We start from the raw sequence: 20,055 nt of genomic DNA on the forward strand, positions 1-20,055 counted from the left end.
GAGACTTGCCCATGAGCACCCCACTGAATGTCGTCGCCCTGTCTGGCGGTACTTCCCGCCCTTCGCGCACCTTGGCCCTGACCGAGGCGATCCTCGCGGAACTGGCCGAACACCTGAACATCAAGCCTCACCTCATCGACCTGGGTGACATTGCCCGCCCGTTGGGCAGTGCCCTGTGGCGCAGCGAGCTGCCCGAGGCCGTGGAGCAGCAACTGCGGCTGGTGGAAAAGGCCGACCAGCTGGTGGTGACCACGCCGGTGTACCGCGGCAGCTTCACTGGCCACTTCAAGCACCTGTTCGACCTGATCGGCCAGGACGCCCTGGTCGACACCCCAGTGCTGCTCGCCGCCACTGGGGGCAGTGAGCGCCACGCGCTGGTGCTCGATCACCAGTTGCGCCCGCTGTTCAGCTTCCTGCAGGCCCTGACACTGCCGATTGGTGTGTTTGCCAGCCAAGCGGAACTGGCCGACTACCGCGTTTCCAGCGAGGCCCTCGCAGCGCGTATCCGCCTGGCCGCCGAACGTGCCGTGCCGCTGTTCGGCGCCCATCACGCGCTGCGCAAAAGCGCCTGAGGAGCGGCCATGAATGCACCGGTAAACACGGCACCACGCCCTGCCCTGGCCATCGCCCGCGAGTTGGCTGGGCAGTTCGCCCAGACCGCCGTAGAGCGTGACGAGCGCGGCGGTACGCCCAAGGCTGAGCGCGACGCGCTACGTGGCAGCGGCCTGTTGTCGCTGGCTATCCCACAGGCGTTCGGTGGCCAAGGCGCGAGCTGGTTCGATACTTTCGAAGTGGTGCGCGAGTTCGCCCGGGTCGACAGCTCCATTGCCCACGTCTTCGGTTTCCATCACCTGATGCTGGCCACCGTGCGCCTGTTTTCGCGCCCAGACCAATGGCAGCCGTGGTTCGAGCAGACTGCACGCAAGCAGTGGTTTTGGGGTAACGCCCTCAACCCGCTGGACACACGCACCGTGGTCAAGCACTTCGACGGTTGGTGCGAATTCTCTGGCAAGAAGAGCTTCTGCTCCGGTGCCAGCGACTCGGAAATGCTGATCGCCTCCGCAGTGGACGAACGCGCGGGCGGCAAACTGCTGATCGCCGCGATCCCCAGTGGCCGCACCGGTATCAGCCTGCACGGCGACTGGCACAACATCGGCCAGCGCCAGACCGACAGCGGCAGCGCCACGTTTGAACGGGTGCGGGTCGAGCACACTGAACTGCTGCTCGACCCAGGGCCGCTGAGCACGCCCTTCGCCGCCTTGCGCCCGCTGATTGCGCAGCTGCATTTTGCCAATCTGTTCCTGGGTATCGCCGAAGGCGCGTACGAAGAAGCCCGCCAGTACACCCTCAAGGAAAGCCGGCCGTGGTTCCGCTCAAACGCCACCACCACTGCCGAAGACCCTTATGTGCTGCGCCATTACGGCGAGTTCTGGGTCGGCCTGGAAAGCGTCCGTTTGCTGATCGAACGCGCTGCCCGCCAGCTCGATAGCGCCTGGGCCAAGGAGCATGCCTTAAGCGCAGAGGAACGTGGCGACCTGGCCCTGGCCATCGGCACTGCCAAGGTTGCCGCCAGCCGCCATGGCCTGGATATCTGCAACCGGCTGTTCGAGGTCACCGGTGCCCGCGCTACCCACGCCTCGCTGCGCTTCGACCGCCACTGGCGCAACCTGAGGACACAGACCCTGCACGACCCCGTGGACTACCGCCTCCATGAACTGGGCGAGTGGGCCCTCAACGGCAAGCGCCCTGCCCCCTCCTTCTATTCCTGAGGATTGCCCATGCAACTGCTGACCCTCCCCCCGTCCCCGACACTGGCCACCTCGATCAGGGCGACCGCGCAGGTTTTCGAAGACCCCAGGTCACAGGCGCTGCTCGCCCACCTGCAACAGGTCGCGCCGAGTGAGGCGAGCGTGCTGATCATCGGCGAAACCGGCACGGGCAAGGAGCTGGTCGCACGCCATATTCATAACCTCAGCGGCCGGCGTAACGGCCCATTCGTCGCGGTCAATTGCGGGGCGTTTTCCGAGTCGCTGGTGGAGGCCGAACTGTTTGGCCATGAAAAAGGCGCCTTCACCGGCGCCCTGGCGGCCAAGGCCGGCTGGTTCGAGGAGGCTGACGGCGGCACGCTGTTTCTCGATGAGATTGGCGACCTGCCCTTGCCGATCCAGGTCAAGCTGCTGCGGGTGTTGCAGGAGCGCGAAGTGGTGCGGCTGGGTTCACGCAAAAGCATCCCGATCAATGTGCGGGTGCTGGCGGCGACTAACGTGCAGCTCGAGAAGGCCATCAATGCCGGGCATTTTCGCGAAGACCTGTATTACCGGCTGAACGTGGTGACCTTGCAGTTGCACCCGCTGCGTGACCGGCCAGGTGACATCCTGCCATTGGCGCGGCATTTCATTCGTAGCTACAGCGACCGGCTGGGCTACGGGCCGGTGGAGCTGAGCCCGACGGCCCAGGCCAAGCTGGTTGACTATGCGTGGCCTGGCAATATCCGTGAGTTGGAAAACGTTATTCACCACAGCTTGTTGACCTGTGCTGACGGGGTGATCCAGACGCAGGATTTGCGGCTGTCCAACCTGCGTATCGAACGGCAGGAGGAGCCTGCCAGCAATGCAGTGGAGGAACTGCTGCAGCGGGCGTTTAGCCAATTGTACGAGGAGCAGCCTGGGGGGCTGTACGAGAAGGTCGAAAATGCCCTGCTGCGCTCGGCGTACCGTTTTTGCCATTACAACCAGGTGCATACCGCTCAGTTGCTGGGGCTGTCGCGCAACATCACCCGGACCCGGCTGATTGCGATTGGCGAGTTGGTGGTGAACAAAAGGCGGGGGCAAGAATCGCAGGTTCTGGATAACCGGGTGGTGCGGTTGTCGATTTGAAATGTGCAGTGCCTGTACCGGCCTCTTCGCGGGTAAACCCGCTCCCACAGGATCTTCACTGGCCTTGAAAGCAGTGGAATACCTGTGGGAGCGGGTTTACCCGCGAAGAGGCCGGTACGGGCCACTCAAATGCTAGGTGCGGTCACCGCCATGATCATCGCCGACATCATGATCGGCCCCATCATCGGCGCCATGCCCTACACCGTGGGCCTCGCCAACACTGTGATTCGCTTCGTGATTCGCTTCGTGGTTGGCCTCATGGTTGGCCTCATGGTTTGCCTCATGGTTGGCACCATCATCGGCGCCATTGCGTCCACTTTCACCACGGCCTGAGCTGGCATGCCCGCCGCCATCGCCGCTGTGTCCGCTCCCACTGCCGCCGTGGCCTCCACCGCCGCCACTGCCGCCGCCTCCACTGCCACCACCATGACCACCTCCACCACCGCTGCCGCCGCCGTGACCACCGCCACCGCCGCCGCCTCCACCACCGCTACCACCCCCACCGCCGCCATGACCACCGCCGCCACCGCCGCCACCATGACCACCGCCACCTCCACCACCGCCATCCTTCGCATACGCGCTGGACGCACCGCCAATGGAGTCAGGCACCAACACGGCCGACGCTGACAAAACCGCGCCGATTGCCAAAGCCAACAAGCATTTTTTGAGCATGTAGAGCCTCCGCTTGGAGTAGCACGGGGGTTGCACATGACACCCCGTGAGTTCCGGCCCCCCCATGGGGCGACCTGCAAACCAGTGCGGCCTTCCATCTGCAGCGGGTGAGCGAGATCCATCAGGGCCAACTGGCCAGTTGTTGCAGAATGTGTCTTACGTCCTGAGCGTAGTCATGCGCTAGCGCTTGTCACGACCAGTCATCCGAATGGCGCTTGAACAGGCGCTTTCCGCGGCATCAGGTCATAGGGGTGCTTCCAGCCTGGCGTGCTCTTGATCCGCGCTTTCCAGGCCTCGATATGAACGAATTCGTCCAGCGCGATACCCGTGTCTTCAGGCATGAACACATACCCCGCCAACGACAGGTCGGCGATGGTCAAGCGCCCGCCGACCATGAACGGCGTCTTCGCCAAATGTGCATCAACGATGCGATAGGCCGCCGTGGCGCGATCACGCAAAAACTTGGTCACATCGGTTTCGCCCATCTGTTTCAGGCAATAGATAAACCGCAGCGCCGCGTAGTAGCTGGTGAACTTGTGGTTGTCGAACAGCATCCAGCGCCAGATCTCGCGCTTTTCGTCCTCATCGCGTGGGCCAAACTGGCCGGTTTGCTCAGCGAGGTATTCCAGGATCAAGGCCGATTGGGTGAACGACTTGCCCGCGTGTTCGAGCACCGGCACCTCGCCCTGCTCGTTCACTTCATCGCGCCAGGCCTGCTCGCGGGTTTGGCCGTTGAAAAAGTCGACGAACACCGGCTGCCAAGGCTGGCCGGTGAGTTCGAGCATGAGGGCGGCTTTGTAGGCATTGCCGGATTCGGCGAAGCAGTGGAGCGTGTATTCGGACATGGCAGACCTTCAGTTTCCTTTGAATGATCGTTAAGTGCCGGGGCTTTTGCTCGGGCCAGTCACCGGCAAACCGAGCAAATCACGCAGGGCTTGCCGCGGTCAATCCAAAACCTCCCACGACCCGTCATTCCCGTTATATGCCCCCCGCCCGGGCCATGCGACAGTGAAGAAAACAACACGGATAAAACCCATGTACAGAAACACCTCTACCCCCGCGGACGACAACGGTTGCGGCTGGTTCCACCTCAGCTCCATGCGCCAGCCACGTGCCGCGCACCGGGGGCGGAGCGAAGCGCGCTGGGTGGTACTCGGTGCTGGCTTCACCGGCCTTGCCGCCGCGCGGCAGCTGGCGCTGCATCACCCGGATGACGAGGTGATCCTGCTCGAAGCCCAGGAAGTCGGCTTTGGCGCCTCGGGGCGCAACTCGGGCTTTGCCATCGACCTGCCCCATGACATCGGCGCACCGGACTACATCGGTGAACTGGCCACGGCGCGGATGAACCTCAAGCTCAACCTGCGCGCGCAGTCGATACTGCACACGCTGATCCAGCAGCATGGCATCGACTGCCAGATCCGCCCGGACGGCAAGTACCAGGCGGCGGTCGAAGACAAGGGGTTGGCGGTGCTCGAAGCGTACCGCAGCGGCCTGGAGAAACTCGGCCAGCCTTACCAGATGATCGATGCCCGTGACCTGCCCGAGCACTTCGGCACCGCGTTCTACCGCAAAGCGTTGTACACCCCAGGCACCCAATTACTGCAGCCGGCCGCCTTGGCCAAAGGCCTGGCAGACAGCCTGCCCAGCAACGTGACGCTGTACGAACACACCACCATCACCCGCATCGAACAGGGCACGCGCATCACCCTCACGCATGCCCATGGCGAGATCGTTGCCGAGCAGTTGCTGCTAACCAACAACGCCTTCGCCTCGTACTTCGGCTTCCTGCCGGGGCGGCTGCTGCCGATTTTCACCTACGCCAGCATGACCCGGCCCCTGAGCGAAGACGAACAAGCACGCCTGGGTGGCAAGGCGACCTGGGGCATCATCCCCGCCGACCCGTTTGGCAGCACCCTGCGACGCACCCCGGACCAGCGCCTGCTGGTGCGCAACAGCTTCAGTTTCAACGCCGATGGGCGCGCCAACCAGCGCCACCTGCAACGCGCCGGGCGACAGCACCGGGCGTCGTTCGAGCGGCGGTTCCCGATGCTCGCGGGTACGCCGTTCGAATTCACCTGGGGCGGTTCGATGTGCCTGTCGCGCAACCACCAATCGCACTTCGGCACGCTGGCACCCAATGTCCATGCGGCGCTGTGCTGCAACGGCCTGGGAATTACACGGGGCACTGCCACCGGGACCCTGTTGGCCGACTGGCTGAGTGGCGAGCGTGACGAGCTGATCGACTTCCTGCTGGGCGCGGCCGGGCCCAACCGCAACCCGCCGGAGCCGCTGCTGGGCCTGGGCGTCAACCTGAACCTGCACTGGGGCCAGCGCCGCGCCGGCCTGGAAAGCTGACAAGGAGGCATCATGCATAGCCTGGGCATCCTCGGGGTCGGCGAGCTGACCGAAAAAGTCGTTATCGGCCTGCGCCGCAGTGGTTTCGACGGCGCGATCCTGCTGTCGCCACGCAACGCCCAGCGCGCCGAAACACTGACCCACGCACACGGTTGCCAGGTACTGCCGAGCAATCAGGCGGTAGTCGACCAGGCCGAGGTGCTGATGCTGGGCGTGCGCCCGGAATCACTGGCACACCTGGCCGGCGAGGTACACCTGCACCCCGGACAACGCCTGCTGTCGTTGGCGGCAGGTGTGAACCTGCAACAGCTGCAAGCCGCCTTCCCCGCCGCTCACTGCGTGCGCGTGATGCTGTCTTATGCCGCGCAACACAACCAGTCCACAGTAGTGGTCTACCCCCCGGATCCCCCCGCTGAGCGATGCCTGGTCGGGCTGGGCAACCTGGTGGTATTGCAGGATGAAGCGGCGTTCGAGCTGGCCACGGTGGCCGCGTGCATGAATGGCTGGTTCTACTTCCTTTTGCACGACCTGCAGCAGTGGCTGACCGACAAAGGCCTGCCCGCAACCGACGCACGCGCTTTGGTACTGGGCAACCTGCACGACTGTGTGAGCAGTGCCCAGCGCCAACCCGAACACACGCTCAAGGCCCTGGGGCAAGCGATTGCCACGCCGGGCACCTTTACCGCCGATGGGCTGGCCGTGTTGATGCATCAACCGGTAAGTGCCAGCTGGGGCGCGGCCTGCGAAGTGGTGCTGGATGCGCTGTTGACTCGGTCGCGGTAGGCGCAGCCTTGCGCTGCGAAGAGGCCGGTGACAACGCCGTAAATCTTGGCTGATGTCGCCGGCCTCTTCGCAGCAAAAGGCTGCTCCTACAGTGCCATTCACACTTCGCAATGCCATCCCACGACCCGTCCGAACCGTTATAGGGAACCCCTGCAACCCGGTGCCATAGTGCCGCCACGCAAGTGCGTCAAATAACAACAAGAGGTAAGTCCAATGTCTGTCCCCAAACGCTCCGTCGAAGATGCGCCACTCAATGCGTTCCACCGCAAACTGACGGTCTATTCCGCCGGTGGCCCGTTCCTCGACGGCTATGTGCTGAGCATCATCGGCGTGGCCATGCTGCAGATCACCCAGGCCCTGCAACTGTCGGCCTTCTGGGAGGGGCTGATTGCAGCTTCGGCGCTGATCGGGGTGTTCCTCGGCGGCTTCCTGGGTGGCTGGTTCACCGACAAATACGGGCGCAAGGTGCTGTACTTGGTCGACCTCATCGCCATTGTCGGTTTTTCGGTGGCGCAGTTCTGGGTCGAGTCGGCCTGGGCATTGTTCGCCTGGCGGTTGTTGATCGGTATCGCGGTCGGCGCCGACTACCCGATCGCTACCTCGCTGCTGGCCGAGTTCCTGCCACGCAAGCAACGCGGGCCGCTGCTGGCGGCAATGGTACTGATGTGGTTCGCCGGGGCCGCCGTGGCCTATGTGGTCGGTGAACTGTTGCTGCGCGTCGGCGGCGATGACGGCTGGCGCTGGGTATTGGCCAGTGCGTTGGTCCCGGGTGCGTTGTTCCTGATTGCCCGTAGCGGTACGCCAGAATCGCCACGTTGGCTGCTGAGCAAGGGCCGCACTGCCGAGGCGGATGCCGTGATCAAACGCGTCTATGGCCCGGATTACTCCATCGCCGACCTGCCCGAACACGTCAGCGGCAAACCGGTGTCGGTGTGGTCGCTGTTCCACTCCGGCTACGGCAAACGCATGGCCTTCGTCACCCTGTTCTGGACCTGCGCCATCGTCCCGCTGTTCGCCATTTACGCGTTCGCCCCAAAGGTGCTGCAGGCGCTGAAGCTCACCGGCGACTGGGCCGCCTACGGCTCGATCGCCATCACCCTGCTGTTCACCCTCGGCTGCCTGCTGGCAACCAAGCTGATCAACCGCCTGGGGCGGCGCAAGATGCTGATCCACAGCTTCCTCTGGTCGGGCATGTCGCTGGTGTTGCTGGGCGTGTTCCCCGACGCATCGCCCACCACCGTGCTGGTGCTGTTTGGCGCCTACGCAGTGTTGATTGGCGGCGCCCAAGTGCTGGAGTACGTCTACCCCAACGAGTTGTTCCCCACCGAGATCCGCGCGTCTGCCGTTGGCCTGGCCACTTCGCTGTCGCGTATCGGCGCGGCCGTGGGCACCTACCTGGTGCCTATTTCCCTGGCCACCTATGGCATTGCCAACACCATGTTCGCCGCCGCGTTGATCTCACTGTTCGGTGCACTGATCTCGTGGTGGCTGGCCCCAGAGACCAGCAAGCTCGACCTGCAGCAAGCCGCCGCGTTGGGCGGGGCCGCCCCTGCACCGTCACCGTCCTACAAAACCGTTGCCCGAAAAGCCTGAAGGAGCCACATCATGAGCCAAGTACTTACCGTTGTCCGCAATGCCGCTGCCTCGCCGCTGGGTGTGCCAGCCCCTGCCCGTCTGCCGATCGGCGAACCGATCGCCCACGCCGCCAGTGCCCAGGACCAGACCGATGAAGCGGTGGGCGCCAGCATCGGCGTCTGGGAAAGCAGCCCCGGGGTATTCCGCCGCTTCCTCAAAAACCGCGAATTCAGCCATATCGTCAGCGGCAGCTGCACCTTTACCCCCGACGGTGGCGAGCCGGTCGAGCTGCGGGCGGGCGATGCGGTGCTGTTCCCGGAGAACTGCGAAGGCGTGTGGGAGATCCGCGAGACCCTGCGCAAGACCTACGTACTGTTCTGAGGAGCGCGCGGATGATCGAACGTATCAACCCCGGCAAACGGGCCAGCCAGATGGTTCTGGTGGATGGCCGCCTGGAAACCTCCGGGATCGTCGCCCTTGCGCCGGGCGATATCGCTGCGCAGACGCGGTGCGTGCTGGCGCAGCTGGAGCAGTGGCTGGCACAGGTTGGCGCAGGTAAGGGCAACCTCACCCGCGTGCAGATCTGGCTTGCTGACATGGGGGAGTTTGCGGCGATGAATGAGGTGTATGACGCCTGGGTCGGGCAGCAACCACCGGTGCGGGCGTGTGTAGGGGCTGCGCTGGCGGCGCCTGAGTATCGGATCGAAATTCAGGCATTTGGTCAGCTTTGATAGCGCCGGGGCCGCTTTGCGGCCCATTCGCAGGCAAGCCAGCGCCTACACGGGTAGGAGATGGCTACACAGCTACAGCTCCGGGTCCAAGCCTACTTTGTCCCCATGCCAGTCAAACCGCTCCACTTCATGCCGCCGTTTGCGAAAGCTGTAAGGCGTCTCGCCGTACTGCTTGCGGAACCACAAGATGAAGTGCGATGCATCGGAAAAGCCACACGCCAAGGCAATGGTGGTGATGTTCTGGCTGGTATTCACCAGCAAGCGCCGGGCATGGTCCAGGCGCAGCTTGCGCCAGTAGTTGGCCGGTGGCTCTTGTGTGTTGGCAACGAACTCGCGGTGCAACTGCCGCGGGTGCGTGCCCACTGCCTCGGCCACCGCCTTGAGGGTCATCGAGGCATCCAGGTTGGCGCGCATGAAGGCAATGGCCCGCTGCACACGGTCGTTCTGGTAAACGCTTTCGCTGGCGGCCTTGTCCTCTTGCGCGTCGGCACGCTCGTCCACCAGCAGGTACTCCAAGCCCTTCTGCGCACGCACCGCTCCGCAGTGCCGGCGAATCAGGTTGGCCGCCAGGTCGATGGCCGTGCCGCCCGGGCAGGTGATAATGCCGCGGTCATCCACATAGCTCTTGTCGATCACGGCGGTGGACAGCGGGAAACGCTCCTTGAACTCATCGCGCAAGGTGAAATGCAACGCGCAACGCCGGCCATCGAGCAGGCCGGCCTTACCCAGCACGAACGAACCTGAACACAGGGCGATGATCGGGATATTGGCGGCGTACACCTCACGCAGCGCATCGAGTAGCCAGTCTGGGGGGTTACGCGTTTCGCCCAGCAGCCCGCCCGCCAGCACAATGTAGTCGTACTGGGCAAACAGGTTGAGCGGTTTGGTCGGCGAAATGGGCATGCCGCAACTGGCGGTGATCGGCTGGTCGTCCAGGGTCATCCAGTCCCATTGGCAATACACTTGCTGGCTGCGGAACGACTTGTCGGCGGCGAAGCGCAACGAGTCGACCAGGCCGGCGACCGGGACCAGGGTGAACTGGTTGAGGAGCACGAAGCCAACCCGCAGTTCAGGTTTTATCTGCGAGGCGGCTTCGGGGGGCTGTGGTTGTTGTTGATGTTGTAGGGCGACCATGGACGCTGCTCACATGACATCCGAAGTGGGTATCATTCTAGGCGTCTTTAGGCGTCCGTCCTATCATATTTAGTGCTGAAAATAGAAGATTTCCGACACGAAATGGCTCCTCCACTACCGTTTACGCGACTGCGCCAAGGCTAAGGCCTCTTTCTCTCTGAAACTTACGCCCTGCGCCTTAGTATTGGCACCCAACACACTGCCGTCATCTTTGAGCTGAACCGCGAGGATCTGATTTTTCCCTTTGAATTTAAACTCATAGATCGGTCGGCCGGCTCTACCTGTCTGGGCACCTTGGATGCCGACCATCTTGCCGTCGATCAAGGCCGTCATCACCGCACTGATGATGCCTGGTCCTTTTTCAATTCCTGCGGCTTCGAATTCGGCTCTGTGTCTGGAGGTGATATGGCTTAAACCCTCATCCTTATTACCCTGATCCAAGAAAACAACCTGTCGTTGGCCAGTATCAGGGTTTATCCTTTGGCCTATTGCCTTAACGCTGCTCATATTCGCTTGTCTATTCAAAGGGAGCTCCCGCGCCAGACGTTCAAATAGTGGTTTGCCGGGAATAGCGAACTCACTCTTGAAATTGACTTCCTTTCCCGTACTCTCCTTCTTTTTTTCCGCCTTTCTTTCCTGTCTGCCCTGACGAGTAGGTACGGTTTCCCATTCCTCTTCGACCGGACTATCTGCAGCAGGTAGTTCTGGGCGGGAAGATAAGGCCACCGCACCAGCACCGTCACGGCTCCCCTCTGCCGAAGATGTGGTTGGCGCGACAGGCGCAGGATCAGCGTCACCCCTTCGGCTGACAACCCGCGTGTCTTTTGCTCCTGAACTGTTTCTGTCGTCATTTTTCTTAGGCATCAACCCCAACTCATCAACCAAAGTCATCGGGTTGTTACGCACCATCGCGTACAAATTCAAGCCATCCACAGTGCCTGCAGGGTCCGCGCTCAACCACCGCCCCAGCCAAGGCTGGTAATAGCGATACCCGTAGTAATACAGCCCTGTCGCATCACGCTCCTTGCCCGAATAACGAACGAACTTGTAGCGCCCCTGCACTTCGCTGCAAGCGGCCCATACCGCAGTGCCGCCGTACGGGTAGTACTCCTCTTGGCTGATCACCGCACCACTGCCATCGACCTCCAGGCAACCGCTGCCCAGCTGGTCGGCGTAGCTGTAACGCAATTGCGCGTCGGCAAGTTCTGGCGGCTTACCTGCAGCCCAGTGCAAGGCCCGCACCTGGGCGTGCCCAGCTTCGCCCACCAGCACCACCTGCAACTGCTCGATCAGCGTGCCGCCCTGGGTTGTACTGCGCAGCTCAAGGCCTGGCAGGTACTGCACACGTTGCGTGCGCATGTGGGTCGCGGTCTTTTGGGTACTGACCTTGAGCACCCGTTGGTTGCCGATGTCGTAGCGGTAACTCTCGCCATCGTCCTCCGCCCCTTCGCGCATGACCTGGGTAACGGCGTGCAACTCACCACGCGGTGTCCAGTTCAACTGTTGGCCAGGCAACAAAGCCTTTTGCTGGCCACTGGCATTGAACAACGCGTCGACGGCGGCCGGGTCCTGGGTGAGCGCGCTGTGCACCGCCCGGTTGCTGCGGTCGCTGACAGTGATATCGGTGGTGTAGCTATGGTTTGTGGCAGGCGCGCTGTGGCGGATGCGGGTCAGGTTGCCCGCCATGTCGTAGGTATAGGTGCGGGTGTAGCGGCTGTAGGTGACGTTATCGAGGGGCGCCATATCCGGCAGGTTGACGCCCTGCTGGCCGGCATTGGCCATCTCGCGCCCGGTGGCGCTGGCCAGCTGGTACAGGCTGTCATAGACATAGGTGCTTAGCGGTTCGACTTTCTGATTGCGCCAGAAGCGGGTTCGCGGCTGTCATGATAGCCACTGATAGTCTCCAGGTTGGCCACTTCCTCGAACGCACTCAGGTAGCCCTGGAAGGCATCGCCCACGGTATCGTCATTGATCTGCGCCTGCCCCAGCGTTTGCAGCATGTCGTCCATTGCCGGGGTTTGCCCCAGGCGCACTGTCGGGTCGATGTAGTTTTCTGGGTAGTACATCAGCATTTGCCCTGCTGCCCAGTTGGCATAGCTGGCGTTCCAACGCGTCCAGTCCTTGAAGAACTGGCGACCCAGCACAGCATGGCGCACGTTGGCCGGGTCCTCTGGGGTCGACAGGGTGCAGTGGATGAACTGCTGCAGGGCCGACATCGCTTCGGCGATACGGCTGCTTATCACCTGTTCGGCGTTCAGGACGTCGATCAACAGGTGCTTGTTCAGCCCTTCGACAGTGAAGTGCTCTTTCGCGCCCAGCACGCCCGTCAGCGCCAGGCTGAGCGGCCGCTCCGTGGCGGCATGGGCCGCAGTGACCTGCGACGGTTTCAGGCCTGCCTGAAAAGCGTCTGCCATCTGCCGCCATGCGGCCCAGTCGTCGTCCTGGGCCAGCAATTTTGCCAGCGTGTCTGGTATCACGGCATAGGCCTCGGCCAGTTTCGCCCATTGCATCAGCAGTTCGATTTCCTGCCAGCTGTGGACCTTTGTCGGCTCTTTCAGCTCGTCTTGGTCATGTGCATGCACAGCCGCCTGCGCCAATGTCGCTTGAGCAACACCGGTCGTCATGGAAAGCTGGGGCAACGATACGCCTGCACCTTCACCAAGTGCCGCCAGCAGTGCGCCGCCTGCGCCTGATTGGTCCGCTAGCTTGCTTAGCCAGTCACTGAAGTTGCCGAGCGCCATGACGGTCTGGACATCCCGCAGCAAGCCAGCACTGCCACTGTGCCCGGCGTTGGCTGCCAGCAACTGCGGCTTTTCCACCAACAGGTGCAGCGCATCGCCTGTGACGCCGCATCCATGTGCGATGAGCGCCATTTGCGCGAGGGTATAGGCAAAGTCGACCAAGGCACGCTCATGCGGGGCCGATGGGTCGGCCTTGCGCAGGCGTTCGCAGGCCTGCTGCAGCGTGAGCTCACTCGGCTCGGCATGGTTTACCCAGTCCAACAAGGCTTGCGCCAACGCATCACCACTGAGGTTGAACGTGGAGGCGATCAAGGGCGACAGCACGCCTAGCAGATCCTGCACGGTCGGTGCGTCGGGGAGTTGCGCGGCGCTCAAGGCGGCCCGCATGTCGTTGAGTAGATTGCCGACTTCGGTACTGGCTGGGATGGCCTCGACAGCGCGGGTCATCAGTTGCAGATCGTGAACGGTCCAGCCACGGGCAGCCATCCAGTCGGTGGTACTGCGCACCTCCTGCAACAACAGCTGCCATCCGCTGTTGTCCAGCGAATGCATCGGATGCGGCGCGCCCATCATCTGCAGCAGTTGGCGCAGCTCAGTAAGCGTCAGACCGTGATGCCGAGCCCACAGGCTCAAGGTGTACAGCGCGGACAAATGGGACATGATGACATTCATGCCGACGTCGGCATCCGCAAGGCCACTGATAAGCCGGCCCAGCTCGAGCAGCCCTTCGTCATCGGTTTGGCAGGCACGCTTGAGGGTTGCCTTGATGTCGGCATGCTCGCTGGCATGGTCCGGGTGCAGGCGCAGCCGCGTATTGTCCCTGATCAAACCGCCTGCAACCAGTGGCGGGTCATTGAACAGGCGGTCGAACTGGCTTTTTTCAATGCCGTCGGACGCTTCGGAGATAAACCCCCTGGCCATGAGCAGCGCGTCCTGGTGATCGATGCCGTAACGCTTTACTGAATGGGCGGTGCGGAAAACAACGGCCAGCGTCTGGTCGGTGATCTGGCTTGGGTCGACACTGTTTATGATGTCTTGCAGTGCCCGTGGGGACAGCTGGGTCACTTTGTACAGGCGCACGATCTTGTTCAACTGAAGCAGGTACGCTGCGATCGACAACCGCGTGCAGGTAACAGTTAACGTGCTTTCACGGCTCTCATGGTCAGCGCTAGCGGACCGCGTCCATTTAGCGGTGAGCGCGGCCTCGGCCGGCACGTCGGCCCATTCGAAACTGTGCCGATACTCTTCATCGGGCAAGAACAAGTCGTATCCAAAATCTGAAGCTCTCAGTTCAAGCGCAAAAGGACCGCTGAGTTCAAATTTAACAACGCGATTGATCTGAAACTTGAACGCCAACTGCCAGGTGCCGTTATGCAATGGATACAATCGAACATAACGCATATTGGGAGGCGTATCACTCAGCGTCAACTGGATAATTTCGTCATCGGCACGTGCAGTTAGCGTGCGCCCAATGTATTCAGCTTTATCCATTTCCCCCATGAAGCCTTGCAGCTCAGCGTCTGTCAGGCCAAACCAACTGCGCAAGCGCGCGGGCTGCATCATGGAGGTTGGCGTCATGCCAGGGAAGTACTTGATAAACTGCGCCTCAGCATTCTCCTCGTTGATGTCGTCCGTCAATAAACAGCGCAACGCGGGCGAGATATCGTAGTGAAGGCACGCCAGTGCAGCGTCATTCAGATGTTTGGCGAAACGGGGGGCCGCCAGCAAGTGCGACAAATCCGCATCGTTCTGGACGAACACCTGACGCAGGCGGTTGTAATGATGATGATATGGCGTAGTGCTGGTACCGACATCAGCCGACAGGGCTTCAAGGAGCTGGTCATTATTCAACGCCGGGCTGCCCTCCTGGGTAAGCGCCGCAATCGCCCGGCTCAGCAAGATCTCATTGGACAGGCTGAGGGCACTGATCGGCGTGTCCAGATTGTTCTGGCTGAGTACCAATTGCCGCAGGTCGGGGCGGCGTTCGTCGATATGCCAGGGGTTTTTCGCGGGATACAACTCCTTCGCCTGTTTATACAGCTCTGCCAGGTAAGCCGCCGGCGAAAACATCGAGGCCACATCCCCAGGGGCACAGTATCGTCCTGGGCGCTCGATCGGCCCATCGTTAACGTCCTGGAGACGCTTCGGCACAAGCGGAGAATGACGGATGATAATACTTTTCTCATCGAGCAGGGTTTGGTTGCGTGCCCGGCGTACTTGTTCGTGCAACTGGCGAGCTTCGCCAATATCAACCATATCGCCCAATTGCTCACACAGTTCTTCAAAGGACAGATCATCCATACCCGCCAGCGAATCGACTTTAAGCTGGCTCATGAGAGACTTACTTTGTTCAGAAAAATCTTGAATCATTAGATAACCTTGCCGCAATAACCACTAGACAAGCCCACCCCAAGGTGAGCAACTTTTAAACTTGGCGAGCCAATTCAAACGCGGCAACACTAATGGATCACTCCTAAAAAAAGACCTCTCAGAACTGCTAGCTAGTAACTGTAACCCTCCAAAACATGCCGTCCGTTTTATTCCCTCATGATGTAAGCGTTTTCAGAGCGCCCCCTCCAGGCACGCGCCCACGTCCTATCAATTGTCATGACTGTAATATCGCGCCCCGACCGCACTGAGCATCATGTGTACACAAGACAAACATGCTCAGAGGCACCCCTCATGTACCGTGGATTCTGGTATGCCCAGGCGCTGGACCTGGACAGCGACCTCGCCCCTGCCCTGCAGGACTCGATTCAAGCCGACGTGTGCATTGTCGGCGGTGGCTTCCTTGGCCTGTGGTCGGCCATTCGCCTGAAGCAGGCCCACCCGGAAAAAACCATCGTCATCGTCGAACGCGACCGTTGTGGCTCGGGCGCCAGCGGGCGCAACGGTGGCGTTGCCACCAACTGGTGGGGCAAGTACCTGTCGGTGCGGACCATTTGCGGCGACGTCGAGGCGCGGCGCATCTGCGAGGCGGCAGAGTCGGCCATCGATGAGATCGGCAGCTTCTGCCAGGAACACGGCATCGACGCGCAGTACCGCAAGGATGGCTGGTTGTGGACGGCCACCAACCAACGCCAGATGAACTCCTGGCGGGTGCTGACCGATGGCCTGCAAAAGCTAGACGTCAACCCGTTCCAAGAGCTTGACCGCCAGACCATTCGCGGGCGCGTCGGCTCACCGCTGGTACTGGGTGGCATCTATGACCCCAACGCCGCCACCGTGCAGCCCGCCATGCTCGCGCGGGGCCTGCGCCGGGTGGCGCTGAAGCTTGGTGTGCAGATCTTCGAGAAATCGCCATTCACCCACCTGCAACGTGGCGCCAACCCGGTGGTGCACACCGCCAAGGGCCATGTGAAGGCCAAGCACGTGGTGCTGGCACTCAACGCTTGGGGCGCGCAGTTCCCGGAGTTGCGCCGGATGATCGCGATCATGTCCAGCGACATGGTGGCGACAGCACCCGTCAAGGCCAAGCTCGATGCCATCGGTTTCAGCCGCGGCGAATGCATGACCGACTCGCGCACCGTGCTCAACTACTGGCGCAACACCCCTGATGGCCGCGTAGTCTTCGGCAAGCCGCTGGGCCAGTTCGCTTATGCCGGACGCATCGGCAACCTCTACGAGAAGCCTTCCCCTGCTGCCGACAAGGTGGCTGCCGAGCTGCGCCGGCTGTACCCGCAACTTGCCGATGTACCGGTGGTCAGCAGCTGGACCGGCCCCATCGACCGGGCCATGAAAGGCTTGCCGAACTTCGGCTACCTCGATCACCACCAGAACATCAGTTACGGCATCGGCTTCTCTGGCAATGGCGTGGCCACCACCGTGTTTGCCAGCCGCATCATCAAGTCGCTGGTCGAGCATGCCAATGACGAATGGGCCAACTGCGGCCTGGTCAACCAGAAGATGAAGATGCTGCCGCCAGAGCCGTTCCGCTTCTTTGGCGCGCACATGGTGCGTGATGCCCTGGTCCGCAAGGAGTCCCTCGAAGACCATGATCAGGACGCCGGCTTCCTCACCCGCCGTCTGGTGGCCATGGCCCCAGCCGGCTACGTGCCGGCCCAGAAAAAATAAGGAAACGGACCGTGAGCGAACATATCGTACTGCTCGACGACGAGGGCCTGGCGCCCTCCACCCGCCTCAAGCGCCCGGCCTGCGAGCACACCTGGCAGCAGTTTGCCTACACCCACCCCGAGCAGGTGCTCGAGCACCTCAAGGACGCAACCATCGCCTTTACCTGCAGCGTGCCGCTGCGTGAGGAACACCTGCGCCAGTTGCCGAAACTGAAGATGATTTCGCTGGCCCTCACCGGCCGCGATATCGTCGATGTCGATTACTGCGATGCCCATGGCATCGAAGTGGCCAGTGTGCCGGGCTATGCCGCCAATACCGTGGCCGAGCACAGCCTGGCGATGATCCTCGAACTGTTCCGCCGCCCGGCCGCGTTCACGCGTTTGATGCGCCAGGTGCATGCGGGCGAGAAGCCGCAGCAGAACATCTACTTCAACCACCGCATCCGTGACGTGCGCGACAAGCAATTGGCAATCATCGGCAGCGGCCCGATCGCCTTGCGCTTGGCGCACCTGGCGCGGGCCTTCGGCATGCAGGTGCTGTTCGAAGACCGTGGCGGCAAGCGCCAGGGGCCGGACTGCCGACCGCTGGCCGAACTGCTGCGCAGTTGCGACGTGCTGTCGATAAACTGCCCGCTGACGCCCGACACCTACAACCTCATCGATGCCGAACAACTGGCCCTGATGAAGCCGGACGCCCTGGTGGTCAACACCGGCCGTGGCGGCGTGGTCAACGAAGCTGCGCTGATCCAGGCGCTTCGGGACGGCCGACTGGGCGGTGTGGCGCTGGATGTGGTCGAGCATGAGCCGCTGCACCCGAGCAACCCGCTGTTCCAGCTGATCGAGCGTGATGATTTCCTGCTCAACCCGCACATCGCCTGGAGCAGTGAAGATGCCATGCAGCAATTGATGGACAGCGCCGTGGACAACATCAGCGACTTCGTCGCCCGCCAAGCCAACGTAAAAAGGAGCCGAACCGCATGACCCTGGTCACCAAGAGCAGCTATGTGGATGGCGCCTTCGTCGCCCCAGGCGGCAGCGATGTGCTGGAAAACCGCAACCCGTCCAACCCGAGCGAAGTGATCGAGCGCTTCGCCCGCGCCGATCAGGCACTGACCGAACAGGCCCTGCTTGCTGCCCGCCGCGCCGCGCCCGCTTGGGCGCGCAGCAACCCGCAGCAACGCGCCGATGCGCTGGACTTCATCGGCAGCGAGATTCTCGCACGCCGAGAAGAGCTGGCCACACTGCTGGCCCGCGAAGAAGGCAAGGTGGTGCGTGAGGCACTGGGCGAAGTCGACCGTGCCGGCCGCTCGTTCAAGTTCTACGCCCAGGAAGCCCTGCGCGCCGAAGGCGAAAAATACCCGTCGGTACGCCAGGACGTAGGCATCGACGTGTTCACTCAGCCGCTGGGCGTGGTCGCCATCATCGCGCCGTGGAACTTCCCGATCGCCATCCCGGCCTGGAAGATTGCCCCAGCCCTGTGTTTCGGCAACTGTGTAGTGTTCAAGCCGGCCGAATTGGTGCCCTCCTCGGCCTGGGCGCTGGCCGAAATCATCTCGCGGGCCGGTTTGCCCGCCGGTGTGTTCAACCTGCTAATCGGGCCGGGGCGCAGCGTCGGTGACACCCTGATCCGCTCGCCGCTGGTGGATGGCATCAGCTTCACCGGCTCCGAGCACACCGGCCGGCAGATCGCCAGGCTGGCGGCCGATGGCATGAAGAAAGTGCAACTGGAGATGGGGGGCAAAAACCCATTGATCGTGCTGGACGATGCGAACCTGGAGCAGGCCGTGGACGTGGCATTGAACGGCTCGTTCTACAGCACCGGCCAACGCTGCACGGCTAGCTCCCGGGTGATTGTCACCGCGGGTATTCATGACGCGTTCGTGGCGCGCCTGGCCGAGCGTACCCGGGCGCTGAAGGTGGGCGATGCATTGCAGCCCACCACCGACATAGGCCCCGTGGTCGATAGCCGGCAGTTGGAGCAGAACCTGTCGTACGTGGCCTCAGGCCTTGAGCAAGGCGCGAAGCTGGTGTGCGGCGGGGAGCGCATCGACAACAAGGACGGGGCATACCTGTTTACACCCGCGCTGTTCACCGACGTGACGCCGCAGATGCGCATCTACCGCGAAGAAATCTTCGGCCCGGTGCTGAGTGTGCTGAAGGTGCGTGACTACGACGAGGCGTTTGCGGCTGCCGAGGACACCGTGTTTGGTTTGTCGGCCGGGATCGTCACCACGTCGCTGCGCCATGCCGAGCATTTCAAGCGCAACAGTTCGGCGGGCATGGTCATGATCAACCTGCCCACGGCAGGGGTGGATTACCACGTGCCATTTGGTGGCAATGGTGCATCGAGCCTGGGCTCACGAGAGCAAGGCACTCACGCACGGCAGTTCTTCACCCGGGTAAAAACCACGTATCAGTTGGCCTGATCTTACGCACTGTGTAGGAGCAGCCTTGTGCTGCGAAGAGGCCGGTGAATGCAACACAAAAGTTGGTGTGGCATCACCGGCCTCTTCGCAGCACAGGGCTGCTCCTACACAGGACGCAAGACCGTGCATGACCCGCACGTGCGGCAGTCCCCAGGCAAGGATTGAACTACTCGCACACCCAAGCGCTCTTACTCAGTGAGTGGTTTATTTCCTTGGGCTTGACGCTACTGGAGAACACACTATGCGCCACCTATTCCTCGCCCCCGCGCTGCTGCTCCTGCTGCCTGCCGGTGCTGCCCTGGCCCGCGTCGATGCGGGCGACGTGGCCACCTCGGCCGGTGTTTCCGCTTCGCTGTATTCGACCTTCAAGGACGATAAACGGATTATCCCGGCCCGTGACGAGCTGTCTGCCTTCGTCGCCAGCGGCGGTGCTATCCGTGGTGCCTACGTGGAATCGGCGCTGGAACAGGCACGCAAGGACCACCCCGGCCTGCAGGCCAATGACGAAGAACTGGCCCGGGCCATTCTCTCCCAGGACGATCCTGTAGCACATCATTGAAACCTTGCACTCAGCACACCCACGCCTGCTTCTCTTCGCAGATTTAGCAGGCGTGGGTGTGCTGCGGGCACACGCAGGCTGAAGGGGTGATACGCTTCCAACGACAATAACAATTGCCGCCGAGTGAGCC

General features: G+C 62.1%; 18 protein-coding genes. 14 read left to right on the forward strand and 4 right to left on the reverse strand.

The features are described 5' to 3' along the window. Window positions 1–11: 11 nt before the first annotated feature. From msuE to D886_RS28785, 5 genes are all read left to right on the forward strand, one after another. A complete protein-coding gene (gene msuE / locus D886_RS0109430) occupies window positions 12–572 on the forward strand; it encodes an FMN reductase (protein WP_027593688.1) in 561 nt (186 codons plus the stop codon). A gap of 9 nt (window positions 573–581) precedes the next feature. Continuing rightward, on the forward strand, window positions 582–1,769 hold the full coding sequence (locus D886_RS0109435) for an acyl-CoA dehydrogenase family protein (RefSeq protein ID WP_027593689.1): 1,188 nt from the start codon (window positions 582–584) through the stop codon (window positions 1,767–1,769). 9 nt (window positions 1,770–1,778) lie between these two features. Next, the gene (gene sfnR, locus D886_RS0109440) at window positions 1,779–2,876 is read left to right on the forward strand and encodes a sigma54-dependent transcriptional activator SfnR (protein ID WP_027593690.1); all 1,098 of its coding nucleotides are present in this window, start codon (window positions 1,779–1,781) and stop codon (window positions 2,874–2,876) included. Window positions 2,877–3,026: 150 nt separating this feature from the next. Continuing rightward, window positions 3,027–3,209, forward strand: coding sequence for a hypothetical protein (locus D886_RS28780; protein WP_155951414.1), 183 nt, complete (start codon window positions 3,027–3,029; stop codon window positions 3,207–3,209). 27 nt (window positions 3,210–3,236) lie between these two features. Beyond that, entirely contained in the window at window positions 3,237–3,503 is a 267-nt protein-coding gene (locus D886_RS28785) for a hypothetical protein (protein ID WP_027593692.1), read from the forward strand. 245 nt (window positions 3,504–3,748) lie between these two features. Here D886_RS28785 and D886_RS0109455 read toward each other — a convergent pair whose 3' ends face one another. Then, complete coding sequence (locus D886_RS0109455; RefSeq protein ID WP_027593693.1) at window positions 3,749–4,393, reverse strand: glutathione S-transferase family protein; 645 nt, start codon at window positions 4,391–4,393, stop codon at window positions 3,749–3,751. A gap of 190 nt (window positions 4,394–4,583) precedes the next feature. Here D886_RS0109455 and D886_RS0109460 point away from each other — a divergent pair, with 190 nt between their 5' ends. From D886_RS0109460 to D886_RS0109480, 5 genes are all read left to right on the forward strand, one after another. Next, on the forward strand, window positions 4,584–5,903 hold the full coding sequence (locus tag D886_RS0109460; RefSeq protein WP_027593694.1) for an FAD-binding oxidoreductase: 1,320 nt from the start codon (window positions 4,584–4,586) through the stop codon (window positions 5,901–5,903). Window positions 5,904–5,915: 12 nt separating this feature from the next. Next, window positions 5,916–6,686 carry an NAD(P)-binding domain-containing protein gene (locus tag D886_RS0109465; RefSeq protein WP_027593695.1) on the forward strand — a complete coding sequence of 257 codons (771 nt, stop codon included), beginning with the start codon at window positions 5,916–5,918 and terminating at the stop codon, window positions 6,684–6,686. Window positions 6,687–6,899: 213 nt separating this feature from the next. Next, window positions 6,900–8,279, forward strand: a complete 1,380-nt coding sequence (locus tag D886_RS0109470; protein ID WP_027593696.1) for an MFS transporter — start codon at window positions 6,900–6,902, stop codon at window positions 8,277–8,279. Window positions 8,280–8,291: 12 nt separating this feature from the next. Beyond that, window positions 8,292–8,642, forward strand: a complete 351-nt coding sequence (locus tag D886_RS0109475; RefSeq protein WP_027593697.1) for a cupin domain-containing protein — start codon at window positions 8,292–8,294, stop codon at window positions 8,640–8,642. An 11-nt stretch (window positions 8,643–8,653) separates the two neighbouring features. Beyond that, window positions 8,654–8,992 carry a RidA family protein gene (locus D886_RS0109480; protein ID WP_027593698.1) on the forward strand — a complete coding sequence of 113 codons (339 nt, stop codon included), beginning with the start codon at window positions 8,654–8,656 and terminating at the stop codon, window positions 8,990–8,992. A gap of 72 nt (window positions 8,993–9,064) precedes the next feature. Here D886_RS0109480 and D886_RS0109485 read toward each other — a convergent pair whose 3' ends face one another. The 3 genes from D886_RS0109485 to D886_RS26875 form a co-directional block, all read right to left on the reverse strand. Further along, window positions 9,065–10,126: a GlxA family transcriptional regulator gene (locus D886_RS0109485; RefSeq protein ID WP_027593699.1), complete on the reverse strand. Its 1,062-nt coding sequence runs from the start codon at window positions 10,124–10,126 to the stop codon at window positions 9,065–9,067. Window positions 10,127–10,240: 114 nt separating this feature from the next. Further along, complete coding sequence (locus tag D886_RS27425; protein WP_050580741.1) at window positions 10,241–11,908, reverse strand: RHS repeat domain-containing protein; 1,668 nt, start codon at window positions 11,906–11,908, stop codon at window positions 10,241–10,243. 53 nt (window positions 11,909–11,961) lie between these two features. After that, the gene (locus tag D886_RS26875; protein ID WP_081717479.1) at window positions 11,962–15,237 is read right to left on the reverse strand and encodes a neuraminidase-like domain-containing protein; all 3,276 of its coding nucleotides are present in this window, start codon (window positions 15,235–15,237) and stop codon (window positions 11,962–11,964) included. Window positions 15,238–15,549: 312 nt separating this feature from the next. Here D886_RS26875 and D886_RS0109500 point away from each other — a divergent pair, with 312 nt between their 5' ends. The 4 genes from D886_RS0109500 (at window position 15,550) to D886_RS0109515 (ending at window position 19,925) form a co-directional block, all read left to right on the forward strand. Further along, complete coding sequence (locus tag D886_RS0109500; RefSeq protein WP_027593701.1) at window positions 15,550–16,941, forward strand: FAD-binding oxidoreductase; 1,392 nt, start codon at window positions 15,550–15,552, stop codon at window positions 16,939–16,941. An 11-nt stretch (window positions 16,942–16,952) separates the two neighbouring features. Further along, window positions 16,953–17,921, forward strand: a complete 969-nt coding sequence (locus D886_RS0109505; protein WP_027593702.1) for an NAD(P)-dependent oxidoreductase — start codon at window positions 16,953–16,955, stop codon at window positions 17,919–17,921. Further along, window positions 17,918–19,366: an aldehyde dehydrogenase family protein gene (locus tag D886_RS0109510; RefSeq protein WP_027593703.1), complete on the forward strand. Its 1,449-nt coding sequence runs from the start codon at window positions 17,918–17,920 to the stop codon at window positions 19,364–19,366. The genes D886_RS0109505 and D886_RS0109510 overlap by 4 nt, the downstream gene beginning before the upstream one ends. Before the next feature lie 241 nt (window positions 19,367–19,607). Beyond that, on the forward strand, window positions 19,608–19,925 hold the full coding sequence (locus tag D886_RS0109515) for a DUF2388 domain-containing protein (protein ID WP_027593704.1): 318 nt from the start codon (window positions 19,608–19,610) through the stop codon (window positions 19,923–19,925). Window positions 19,926–20,055: the final 130 nt, after the last annotated feature.

Source organism: Pseudomonas sp. LAIL14HWK12:I7 (assembly GCF_000483465.1).
GTDB lineage: Bacteria > Pseudomonadota > Gammaproteobacteria > Pseudomonadales > Pseudomonadaceae > Aquipseudomonas > Aquipseudomonas kermanshahensis.